This window comes from Aquimarina sp. AD1, assembly GCF_003443695.1.
Taxonomy (GTDB): Bacteria; Bacteroidota; Bacteroidia; order Flavobacteriales; family Flavobacteriaceae; genus Aquimarina; species Aquimarina latercula.
Genome location: NZ_CP031966.1, coordinates 3,099,248 through 3,111,790 on the forward strand (window position 1 = coordinate 3,099,248; position 12,543 = coordinate 3,111,790).

At 35.7% G+C, this 12,543-nt stretch carries 7 protein-coding genes; all 7 read right to left on the reverse strand.

What is annotated here, in order from left to right; translation table 11 throughout:
* Window positions 1-34 precede the first annotated feature (34 nt).
* The 7 genes from D1815_RS13555 to D1815_RS13585 all read right to left on the reverse strand — a co-directional run bounded on the left by D1815_RS13555 (window position 35) and on the right by D1815_RS13585 (window position 12,521).
* A complete protein-coding gene (locus D1815_RS13555; RefSeq protein WP_118387592.1) occupies window positions 35-2,200 on the reverse strand; it encodes a hypothetical protein in 2,166 nt (721 codons plus the stop codon).
* 65 nt (window positions 2,201-2,265) lie between these two features.
* Window positions 2,266-4,101 carry a DUF4157 domain-containing protein gene (locus D1815_RS23835; RefSeq protein ID WP_199726708.1) on the reverse strand — a complete coding sequence of 612 codons (1,836 nt, stop codon included), beginning with the start codon at window positions 4,099-4,101 and terminating at the stop codon, window positions 2,266-2,268.
* A 331-nt stretch (window positions 4,102-4,432) separates the two neighbouring features.
* Window positions 4,433-5,830 carry an ATP-binding protein gene (locus tag D1815_RS13565; protein WP_118387594.1) on the reverse strand — a complete coding sequence of 466 codons (1,398 nt, stop codon included), beginning with the start codon at window positions 5,828-5,830 and terminating at the stop codon, window positions 4,433-4,435.
* A gap of 214 nt (window positions 5,831-6,044) precedes the next feature.
* Window positions 6,045-7,646 (reverse strand): contractile injection system tape measure protein, encoded by a 1,602-nt coding sequence (locus D1815_RS13570; protein WP_118387596.1) that lies wholly within the window; start codon window positions 7,644-7,646, stop codon window positions 6,045-6,047.
* Between the two features lie 11 nt (window positions 7,647-7,657).
* Window positions 7,658-10,099, reverse strand: a complete 2,442-nt coding sequence (locus D1815_RS13575; RefSeq protein WP_118387598.1) for a hypothetical protein — start codon at window positions 10,097-10,099, stop codon at window positions 7,658-7,660.
* 69 nt (window positions 10,100-10,168) lie between these two features.
* Entirely contained in the window at window positions 10,169-11,275 is a 1,107-nt protein-coding gene (locus D1815_RS13580; RefSeq protein WP_108805108.1) for a hypothetical protein, read from the reverse strand.
* A 61-nt stretch (window positions 11,276-11,336) separates the two neighbouring features.
* Window positions 11,337-12,521, reverse strand: a complete 1,185-nt coding sequence (locus tag D1815_RS13585; protein ID WP_118387600.1) for a hypothetical protein — start codon at window positions 12,519-12,521, stop codon at window positions 11,337-11,339.
* Window positions 12,522-12,543: the final 22 nt, after the last annotated feature.

Genomic DNA, 12,543 nt, shown 5'->3' on the forward strand with positions numbered 1-12,543 from the left:
GCAAACTTCGGAGAGCAGAGTAACCTTTCTATTCTTAAGGCTCTCTACGTGCTTTATCAAATTCTATTTTAAGATGTAATAACTTCTTTTTGATTTCTTCTTTTATTCTATCAACACCTAAATACCATATACTGGTTCCAAAATATTTTTTTAGTGCAGCCCATAATTCCGTATCCTTTTTTAGGTTTGAATCTTCGTAACTTCGTGTAACAAAATTATAATGCTTACCCTGTTTGGCTCCTTCCCAATTACTGGCAGCTCTTCGTTCTTTTTCGGAGAAATATCTTGTATAATTTTTATCTGTAACCAAACAATAATGCTTGAACAAGTTATACGCTCTATGCACATATTTTCCCATTGGTATTAAATCATCCATATTTTCTACAGCATTTAAGCTATGAAATGCAAAACCTATTTGCTCCGTAAATCCATGATAATATTCGGCAGGAGTAAGCTTTAATTTCAAATACTTTGTAGATCTATCATCTTTATACATATTATCAAGCATTTGCTTATTTACCACGACTCCAATCACCGCTCCCTGGGTATAATATGCTTCATTTGCATAAGCTAAGGCTTCTGATTTTGCTTTTTTAAGATTTTTATACGCTCGATCGGTTCTATTTTTTAGGTCTTGATCATTTGGATTGTTCTTAAGCTTCCATTTTACTATTTGATATTCCATTCTAGCTTCAATGACTTTTTTAAGCAAAATCTTCTCATATATTCGATTCTCTGGAGCTATTTTTGCTAAATCCGGGGACAAATTTGTAGGGGCATTACCATTTGCATTCAAAAGCTGGTTTCGCTCTGTATACTTTCTTTCAACTTCCTGTAAAACACGTTGTGATATTAATCGATTGTTTTGGTTAAGTGGATTCAATTGATTTGTATAATCTGTCCAATCAGCTTGATTCATGTTTACCCGCATCATGAGTAAAGAGGCTATTTCTTGTTCTTCTTCATCTTCATTTTTTACTGCTTCATCTTCGATTTGATATGTTCTCCAGTTATCATTCTGATAATATTTTTCGTTACCAGTTTTATCTAGTTCTCCTCTCCCTTTTAATCCAAAAACCTTTTTAGGGACAAAGTCCTGAGCATAAAAATTAATATCATAAACTACGCCTGATTCTCTACCGTTTCCATATTTTTCTTTAAACTCACGATTAAGCCAGTACACAGCAAACTCAGTACCATCACCACTCAGGTTCACATCAATATCTGAGGTAGGATTCATACTTCCAGGCACATTTCCTTTTAAAGGTTTGATAGGCTCATCGACCTCCCATTTTCTATTAAGTCTGTTGTCCTGTCCGTGAATATTATAAAAGTTCTTTTGTCGTTGTCCTTTTTCCCAATCTTTAACTGGTTCTATGGCATCTTGTAACAATTGTTCGGTAATCATTTTTCGATACATCAATAGTATGTTCATCCCATAGTAGAATAAAAATGAATTTCTACTATAGCTTTTTAATCCTTCTGGTGACCCGCTAATTTCATATAATGCGTATCCCTTATAATGTTTTAGAGTTCCGTTCTGAAATTGCTCTAGAACTTTAAACCAATTATTTTCGGCATTTTCATTTACATAAGTATCTGGGTTTTCTGCGGCTTCTTTATTTTTTTCGGTATCATTATTCACCACTCTACGTTGAATAACAAAACTATTTGGTAGTACATTCTTACTATCTTTTCGTTGTATACTAACATTGGTACTGATCATACGGTCTACAGTTTTCTCTCTAGTAGTATCTATCTTATGACCATTTACTATTGTATCTCCCTTTGGCGTACCGTGCAATGTATTATCAATTGCGTGTGCTACTTCGTGTTTCATATTCTCTGTAGTATCCTTTCCTGGAGCAAAATGAATGTTCTTGCCCTGTATAGTTGCCTCAGCATTTAGTGTTCCTGGAAAAGGAGAATTATGAGTAGCTTTTAAAGAGGAAGTATCCACGCCATATTGTCGACCCATTTGCAAAGTTATTTTTTGAAAGCGTGAGGAACCTGTTGGTTTTCGCTGAATAGGTGTTGTTATTTTTTGAGAACTACTTATTACGGATTTTAGTTTGCGTTGTACAGCAATAGCAGGTCGGTTGTCAACAATAGTAGACTCACCACTAGAACTAGGTTCTTGTTGTATATTTTGAATAGTCGCGGCTTTTAATTCTTTGGTATGCTCTATTGATGCTTTCACGGTTTTTAAAGCTTATTTATTAAATTGTTCATTATGATAAGTATGGATACAAGTCAAGACCATCTTTAAAATATTTTAAAACAACAGTTATAAGGGACAGGCTCATCTATATATTCATTCCAAATATTTAACCATTCTGACTGAACATGTTCAATATCTTGGCCATGCCTAATTTCAAAGACACCTGCATATTGATCTTTCTTTGTTTGTAATCCTGAATGTTCTTCTAAATAATACGTATCTGGTATTTCTCCTGGTTCTGCATTATTTAATATTCCGTCATACACCTGTTTTCTAAAAGTATTCATTCTTTTAAACAATTTATGTTCTCGTAGCGCTAGCTCCAAAGAATCAGCTATATGGCGCCTAAAAATATTATTTCCAGCCCACAAATTCTTATTATCCCATGAACTTACAGCTACTTGTGTATTAATTGTAGTTTTAGGAAGAATTGGATAGTTATTCTTAGGGTGTTTAGATCCTTTCATAGAGTTTTCCTGGCGAAGTGCTAAATACATATATTGAAAAACAATACTTCGTAAATATGGTTTATCTTCTTCTGCCATTCCGTTCACTGAAAAAACATTATACTTACTGACGAATGTATTCCACAAATTATCTTCTTGTATATATCTGTCCTTACGTCCTTTTAATACAGTATCATCCCACTCATCTGCGTAATCTTTAAAAACACTTTGTACGTCTTCTAAATTCATACCTACATTAACCTGGATATTTCCGAGTAATTGACCATTTGGTAATAATGTATTTCGAAGGCTTTCTGGAATTTCATATCGATAATCATCTTCTACGTACGAGTTTTCTCTTCCAATTGCTGTAATAACGGTTCCCAACCAACTTTGTATATTAGTAATTATATTCTTTGCATCTTTCCTTTTAGAAACTGGTTTTGTAACAATCTCCACGGCAGAATCAGTCATTAGCTTTCCGCCACCAGCAGCATTTCTTACCTTGTGAACATGATCAACCATTGCCTCCCACCCATTACCTTTATGAACAACTTTTTTATAACCAGGATCGAATTTTTCGCTAAGTTTTTTTGAAGCTTTAGTTGCAAATTTTGAAAGTCTTTTTTCTTGATTCGTATCCAAAGATTTATTTATACGGTAAGTAGAGATTAAGTTCCAAAGTTCATCTTCGTATTTAGGTTTTATGACTCTTCGGATAACTTCTCTCTCTTCAACAGGATAATTTCTTTCTGAAATAATCTTAATAATTTTACTCCAAACATAATTAGCTTCAGTTACTTCATTATTTTTCCTAACTGGCAAGGTGGTTTCTATCTCAATTCCAACTTTTGCATTTTCACTTTTTTTCTTCAATTGCGCAACATTTGAATGTGTGTTATACTCATCGACAGTTTGCCCTTGTAGACCAAAGGAAACTGTCCTTAGGGCTTTATTCCCCATGATATCTGCCTCTTTTTCTAACCCAGCATCATCATTAATATTCACCTTGCTTTTTAACTGCCGGGTTGGTTGTACCCGACCTTGTTTCTGTTGTACTACATGCCAAGCCTCATGAGGTAGATGTTTTTCTTGCCCCGGTGCGAGATGGATATCTGTTCCTTGGGCATAAGCGTGTGCCTGTAATTGGGCTGGTTTGCTGGAGTTATAGTGTACTTTTACATCATCCATACTATATCCTGATAAGTTTTCTATACCAGATTTTAGGTTATCGGGTAAACCGGTCTTATTTTTTCGTTGGATCGGATTGTTACTATTATCCATACTATCCATTCCAGATCGTAATTTTCTTTGACTCAAAGAAGAGGTACGGTTATCTTTTAATTGTGCCGTACCTCCGTTGCTAGATTCACTAACAACTCTCGGGGTAATCGAGTGCTGCGGTTCTTGAGTTTTATCTGTTTGTGTTTTCATAGTTTTTTGTGTTAACTATTATTCTTATACTCATTGCATTTTACTACTAACATCTCCCTAAATCCCTCTTCAAAAGAGGGACTTTACTCCCTTCCTTTGAAGACGATATCACATTAGTGATAGGCGAGCTTTAGTGCAAGAAAAAGGATGGATGTTTTGATCCTTTCATTAAAATTTATAATCGTATTTATATTGAACTCTTCTCTATTACTTGGACAACACTTCGACAAGCTTAGTGTGACTATCTAAATACTTTTACTTTGTACCTTAAAAGGTTCTCGATACAATCACCTTCCATTACACTTCAGGTGATCACTCGAACTGACGTTTTTTAACTTATAATCACTCCCTCTTTCTGTAACTCCTGCTTTATGGCCGTTTCTAAGTTCTGTTGAGAGATAGTTGCTTTTTCATGGGTTACTGCTTGCAGTGTACATTTACGTATCACGTTCATCATCAATCCACCAGAAATATCATAGTGTTCTGCAATTTTCCATAGATCTGCACTGGCATCTAATGGTAATTTGTCTGCAAAAGATTGTTGCCATAATTGATAGCGTTCGTCTGCTCCTGGCATTGTAAATTCAATCATGGATTGGAATCTTCTAGTAAATGCCTCATCTATATTATCTTTCAAATTACTTGCTAGGATTACTACTCCAGGAAAATCCTCTATACGCTGTAGTAAATACCCAATTTCCTGATTTCCGTATCGATCATTAGCACTGCTCACCTGTGTACGCTGCCCGAATAATGAATCAGCTTCATCAAAAAACAAGATCCAATCGTGTTGTTGTGCCTGATCAAATACTTTTGCCAGATTTTTTTCAGTTTCTCCTATGTATTTAGAAACCGTCATACTCAGATCTATTTTATATACCTGTTTACCAGTACTCTTTCCCAATAAAGCAGCAGCCATACTTTTACCAGTTCCTGGTGGCCCATAAAACAAACTTTTGTAGCCAGGTTTTAATCGTTTGCCAAGTTCTAAAGCTTCTAAAACTGTTTGTCCGTGAGTAACCCAATCCCTGATTTCCTGCAAGCTACGTGCTGTAGATCTAGAGACGATAAGATCTTGCCAAGATAGCTTAGTATGCAACTGTTGTGCAGGGAAATCAGGGCTATATATTGCTTGATAGGGTATTCCTGTTAGTATAGAGGCTACATATTCATTAGATACCATCCATATACTGCTCAATAAAGGACTGTTCCCTTTAGTCGGTGTCGTACTGATCATTCCTTGTCGTATACCTATAAAATACTGAGTAACTAGTCCATGATATGCTAATCGTTTTTGGAGATCATCTCCTGATAATAAAAACATCGCTGTTTCTGCCGTTGGTATTAATCCTAAATGTCCTTCTAACAATACTCCGCCAAATTCACTATACCGTCTGTCATAATCCTTGTTTTTAGTGAGTAAAATATCTAATACTTCAGGTTTTAGATGTGGTACTAATGCTAGAATTAATAGTAGTCTTTCTGCAAAGTTGAGTTTGTGTTCTTGAATAAAGTTGGTATAACTTCCTTCCTTACCCTTTATATCTGGAGGCGTTAATTCTTCGATAGATTCGTACAGTGTTTCCTGCTCGAAATGTAGTTCTAAGCGGGTTCGTAATACCAGACTTAACCATGCAAGTTCGGCTTGCAAAACTTCGGCATTACTACTATTTACATTAGTAATAGTTTTATTATGATTTTTTGTTTCTATGATTGTTGATTTTTCCATATTCTTATTTCTTTATACTGTACTAAGGTTCTTCTTTGTAAATCGGACTTCGAGAACCTCAGCCCTCGTTTTCATATTTCTATTTTCTATTATCATTATGGACCTTCTTTTTTACATTGCCCTACACTTCGACAGCAATTCGACAGGCTCAGTGTAACAGCTCAGTGTGACAACAAAACCTCAAATCTCAAACCTCATCTCTAATACCTTTAAGTTACAACCACTCTACCACCAAAATCTCTTGCATCCATAGTAATTTTACGGTATGAAATCCCCATGGTATTTTTTCTAAAGTAATATCATGCGTTTCTCTTTTTACTTGCAATAACCAATGTCCATCTCTAGTTCTTAGGGAACCTTGCCTGCACAAATAAGAAGCTCTAAATCCATCAGGAGATAGGTTTTTCCATTTAGGACCTTTTGCTATCACAGCAGTTACCAGACCTTCGGCTATTTCTTTTTCTTCGGCTGACAATTCGATTGGGGATACAACGGCATCCATATCCAAACCACACAATAGTTTATTCAGTGGTAAGGCACCTTCAAACAATTCCTCTTCTTTGGTATCACATAAATACTGTACTACACAAATTGCTTTGTTGCGAGCTACTTCATCCACAAAATTCTTATCCTTCATAACTCCTATATTCTCAAAAAAGCGTTCTAAAAATGGCCAGAACAATACCAATCCTGCATTTTGTATGGATATAAAATCCGTATCATCAAATGGTGAAGACAATTGTTCTGTTATGATAGATTTTGGCTTTGATCCTAAATGCTTCAATTCCTTTTGTAATCCTTGTAAATGCAATGCTAAAGGCGTCAACAAATTATTGACATCTAGTTCTTCTATAGTTTCCTTAGAAGTATTGCTTACATCGGTAAGTAATGATTTCGTCTCTTTCAACATCTTTGGAGGTAGCTGATCAAAAAAAGGATGATTTACCAAAGATGATACTTGCTTAAAAAATTCCTTTCCTATTGCATTTTGTGCATACAAGGCAATACAGGAATCCACTAATCTTTTGATCTGATAAGCATACCGACTATTATCTGCTATAAGTTCTTCTTTCTCATCAATCCCCAGATCTAGAAGTACCTCTTTTGTACATTCTTTTGTGAATACTGAATCTCTATTAGCAATGGTATATTTTAGAAAAACTGTTTTCCAAAAACTATTGATTGCTTTCTCCCTTTCTAAAGTATATCTCTTCTGAATGCTATTGAGAATACTGTTTTTAGTCTTTAGGATCTGAGCAGATGAAAGGTCAGTAACAAGCCTAAAAGAAGCTAATAATTGATCTTCTGCACTTGCATATACAAAGCGGTTTAAGTAGGTAGGATTCCATGGTAACTCTTTTAACAATCTAATAAATGTGCTACTTGGTTGTTCTAATAATAGTGCTAATTGCTCCTGAAAATCATTTTTGTTTCCTTGTTTTGACCACCAAGGTAATACGCCTGTCTTTAGATAATAAATGATAGCTCTTAGTGGTGTTTCTTCATGAGTGTTATCACTTTTTGGTTTCTCTAAAACTACATCTGCTCGTTGATATGCTGTGAGTTCTTCCTGTAATTTTTCGATAAAAGCGGTTTCAAAATTTTGCAAAGACACATTCCCTAAATCTAATGTTAGTCGATCAATCTGAAGTGATGATTCTGATACATTCGCTTGGCTAAGCACACGATCCAGCACAGTCGTCAATTGATTTCTACACAACGAACTCAATTCATGCTGTATCTTGGATGTATCCGAATGTTTCGGTACATATATTTCTAAAACCTGTTTATTAACTATGTGTTTTTGCTGTACCATAATCCGGTCTTTTATCCGTTTTGAATTTCAGTAAGGAAACGATGATACGCACGATCAAATTCTTGCATCTCCTCTTGATCTAACCATTGAATATTGGTTCTGATATGCACAGGTGTTTCTTCTCTAATGGTTAAGGCAATGAATTTTTTGAAATCATCATCCTGATATCTTTCTATCCATGAAGGAAGCATAAACGTGAGCTGTAAAGAATAGGGATCTTTCAAAGTTTCCGAAGCCATCCATCGTCCCGTTTCCTCTTCCTCAGCAAAAGGCACATCGATTTCGAAACCATCGTTGGATATCGAAATAATGGTATGCTCTCCATTATAATGGGTTGTTTTGGTAATTTCTATAAGGTCTCCAACTTGTAAAGAATGTGCTCCTATCTGACAAAAGGTATGATTGGAATTAGTTGCCGCTCTAAAACTTTGAATCGCAGCCGAGCGTAAATAATATCGTATATCATGCATACGCTTCCAAACCGCTCCTGTTTCTGATTCCTGAAAAGGTGCTTTGATCTCAAAAAAGTCATCCCCAACGGCCAGTACCGTATAGATACCGTTGTAGTGATCATTGTTGGTAATTACTACTTCTTCACCTGGTAGCAAATCATGATCACCGATTATACATCGTGTAAACTCTTCTGTGATAGCAGCCTCAAATGTTGTGATTGAGGATATGCCATAACCTACTACAAAAGGATAAGGATAAGATTTTCTGGATCGCAATAGCACATGCTCTATCATATGTAATCCAGCCGATTCCCCATCTCCCAAATTTCTACGACTGTAATCTTCGATCCCGATTTTTAAAGCAATTCTTCTTTCTAATCCAGAGACATTTTCAGTATTCCAAAGATCACTTTTGATATCATATCCTTTTGCTTTGCAACCACTAACAACAGGATATTCTTTTAAAAATCGTGCTTTGTCTTTAATTAATTTTTTATCTGAAGTATCTTGATCATCAGTAATATCTTTTACTACCATTCCGTAAGAAGTAAACTTCTCCGCAAATCGAGCTAACAAGTGATTCAAGAATTTATTTTTTCTTAACAATCCTATATTCGTATCAGCAGTCATTTCCTGTAGATACGAAGTATAGCTCTCCGGACTGCCTAGCAACTCTGAAATTCCAGGAACACACTCCAATAAATTTTGATTAAAATACGTACTGGTATCATCCCCATCAAAACTCATTAGTCTTTTGAAACTCGCTAACTGCGAAAAATAATTAGCAAGGGTTTGCTCAAAAAACAGTAAATATCCACTTAATTGTTTTGCTTGCGCTTTTCTGGTAGCTGAAGCAGAATCTGGCACTCCTATTTCTCCAATACCATAATTCATCGGAAATTGATTCTGAATCGGATAGTATTGATCTAATGATAGTGCATCAGATGTAGGCAAAATGATATCTTTTTCTATTAATGATCCTAATCTGGATACTTCCTCTGTTCTTTTTTGATTATATAATTGTTTGATTCGTTCTATATCAACACTTACCGTAAGGCCTTTGGAAGTAAAAGATAATTGCGATAAGGTACCATCAACATCCAGAATAGGTGTTTTAGAAGTATCCAATGGTAAGAGCCAATTTTTTATTGTGTTAGTCCCCGTAGCAAGTGCCAGTTTATCGATTACTAATACACCCGGTTGATCCATTATTTCTTTAATCACATCCGAGGTTTGGATTTCTTCTTTACGATAGGCTTTGGCGATATCCTGATCTTCCATAAAACCATGATGTAATCGTGGGCCATCAAAAATCTCATCCGTTGTTTTCCCTTTTTCTAGTTGTTGCTGCAAGGTGTAAAAAGGAATGCGTGGCGAAAAATGAGTCCCTACACGATGTAACATATTGGCCACTAGCTCATGGATATCGTCTACGTTATCAGCAATTTCGATAACACCTTGTAATCTTACCCCTTGCGTATCTAATAGTTTGATCTCTTCAAAATCTTCACAAATAGAACGACAGCTATTTAGTTTTTCTCGGACAGCGGGAATGATCTTACTTCCTGGAATATCAAATAATCCATCTTTTTCTATAAATACACGAAACAATCCTTTGGGAATACTAGGTTCAAGTTCATTTGCATTTTTTGGAATTACTTTTTCTACCCACGCATTTTTAACTCCTTCTATATCAATTACCATCTTACGAATATCCATAAGGGTCACCGGGTTGGTAGTCAATATGGTCGCTGGACTGTACAAACTCTTATGGTTATTCCCTATCAAATCCTGTATATCAAATTCCATTCGATATGCCAGATCAGTGACTGCATAACATACTTGCTCTAAAATCGTAATACCAGGATCATGAATATTATGATCGGTCCATGTATCTGCCGCCATTTTTTGGATCAGTTGCATTCCTTCTGTTCTAAGGAATTCATAGCTTAATGCACTATTTTGAGGTACTTCTTTAGGTATGGTGATTGTATCTGTCATTGTAAAAGGTAATTATTGTTCGTATTTCTACAAAATGATATGTATCTATTGCTGTAGCTTTTGAAATGATTATAATTTCATGATGTATGCCAGAACGAAATATGGAGGTCGGTTTTCATGAGCTTTATTGCCTCCTGTTGATTGTAAATTTGCTTTGGCAGTTTTAATAGAAACACCTGTTTTATTGCTCTGAATTGTTCCAAAATTATTTAAGGCAAACTCTCTACCACTGCCAGTATTATTATCCATTGTATCCGTGGTATCCTTATTGGTAAATCTTACTAATCCATTAAAACTTCCATGATTATGGTTATGACCTGGATCATTTACTCCATGTGTATGACCATTATCTAAATGGGTATGAGTTGGCATTTGTGCTTCAGTAAGGGTTACTTCTTTTGCCCCTCCTTTTTCACCAATTTGGTATTCTGGATTATTCTTTTCCATTCCTACGATAAATCTTCCTGATAAGTCAGGAGTGTTATTGGTTCCATCACATAATACCCAACCTTTGGGGATATCTTGTCCAGACCACATAGAAATGAGACCTTTTGGCAAGCGTGTATCTACATAGGTCTTTACCGCTTTTTGGGTGGCGAGTTTATCATGACTAGTTGTAGTATTATCCAATTCTTCATTATCCGAAATATTAGATGCTTTTAGATCTCCTTCTACCTGCAATGTTCCTTTTATAGCAACTCCTTCTTTTTTAGAAACCTTGAAAATAGTAGTGGAGTTATTGGTGGTATCAGTTATAGAAATTAATGGAGCTGTATCTTTCCCTTCAACTGTAAGTTTGGCTGTCGGTTCTATGGTTCCTATACCAACATTTCCCTCTCCTGACTTAATAAATAGTCTACTTTGCCCAGTAGTATCTTTGATATTAAAACCAGGCTGATTACTATTGGGTGTATCAGAATTAACTCTTGGATTTAGGTTAATAGACCATTGTGGATTATCATCAGAAAAACTCTCATATAGATCCAACACTTCTTGTGTGCCAACTCGCTCTCCTTCTGTTTGCACAGACAATGGGTTTCCTTGTACTTTTGCGATACCATCTTCTGCTTGGTTCAACACAGCTTCTATAAAATCTGCAAACTCCTCTTGTGTAGGCTTGTCATTAATCTTAAAAAAACCTTTAAGTTCCGTTCTATTTTTTTTATTGATTTCCACTTCTTCTAATTTTTTTAGGATGTTAAATCTTCTGTAATTGCTACAATCTTTTCTTTTTGGTTTATAATTTCATGATATATGCCAATGCGAAATACGGTGGACGGTTTTCATGAGGTTGATTGCTTCCAGTCTTATTGGTATTAAAGGAATGTCTATGCTTACCTGCAGGTTGGGTAGTTCTGGTGAATGCTTTATAATAATCATTAGAACTTCCTGTACCAGATCCATCTCCTCGTTTAGCTGCCCCCGTAAAATTATGTGCGTGTTCGCCAGCTTCTCCAGTAGTTCCTGAATGACTATGCGATGGTAATTGACCGGTGGTTAGACTAACTTCTTCTTTTCCTCCAGTTTTTCCAATCTGATATTGCGAATTTCCTTTATCAAAGCCTACGATAAACCTCCCTGATAAGTTGGGAGTGCCTTGCTGTCCATCACACAATACCCATCCTAAAGGAATACTACTAATATTTCCGGACCACATAACAATTACTCCTTTTGGCATCCTTGTATCCACATAGCTTTTTACTGCCATTTGGGTAGGAATCCTATCATGGCTAGCACCTTCTTTATCCAAATCTGTATTCGTAGAAATATTCTCTGCCTTCAATTTTTTTACCGTTATATCGCCTTGCACCGATACCGCTCCTTGAATATGAGTTCCGCCATCGGCAATAATCTCTACTTTTCTGGTAGCAGGATCGCTATTTGTTGATTTTCCAAATAATCTTAAGGTGGTAGCGCCTACTTCAATCTTTGCAGAATCTTTATGTTCATTCGTATTTTTGCCTCCAAATAGGATGGTATCTTCAGAAATTTGCATTGCCCCGACAGGTTTATCAAAAGTTGTATTTCCTTTTACCGTAAGGGGTGCTAACGGTTCTATTGTCCCAATCCCAACATTACCTTCTCCAGATTTGATAAACAAACGACTCTGTCCTGTTACGTCTTTGATATTTAATCCAGATTGATTACTCAATGGTTCTTCAGCATTTACTCTTGGATTTAAATTAATAGACCATTGTGGATTATCATCCGCCAAATTTTCATAGAGATCTACAATCTCTTGTGTACCTATTCGCTCTCCTTCTGCTTGTATAGACAACGGATTACCTTGTACTTTCGCGATCCCGTCTTCTGCTTGATTAATACTGGCTTCTATAAAATCTGAAAACTCTTCTTGAGTAGGTTTATCATTAATCTTAAAATATTCCTTGAGTTCTGTTCTATTTCTTTTATTGATTTCCATAAGACTGTATTTATTACTTTAG

Excerpts from the sequence above, each read along its gene's own strand:
- D1815_RS13575 (WP_118387598.1), bottom strand. The coding sequence starts at position 10,099 with ATGACAGATACAATCACCATACCTAAAGAAGTACCTCAAAATAGTGCA.
- D1815_RS23835 (WP_199726708.1), bottom strand. The coding sequence starts at position 4,101 with ATGAAAACACAAACAGATAAAACTCAAGAACCGCAGCACTCGATTACC.
- D1815_RS13565 (WP_118387594.1), bottom strand. The coding sequence starts at position 5,830 with ATGGAAAAATCAACAATCATAGAAACAAAAAATCATAATAAAACTATT.
- D1815_RS13585 (WP_118387600.1), bottom strand. The coding sequence starts at position 12,521 with ATGGAAATCAATAAAAGAAATAGAACAGAACTCAAGGAATATTTTAAG.
- D1815_RS13570 (WP_118387596.1), bottom strand. The coding sequence starts at position 7,646 with ATGGTACAGCAAAAACACATAGTTAATAAACAGGTTTTAGAAATATAT.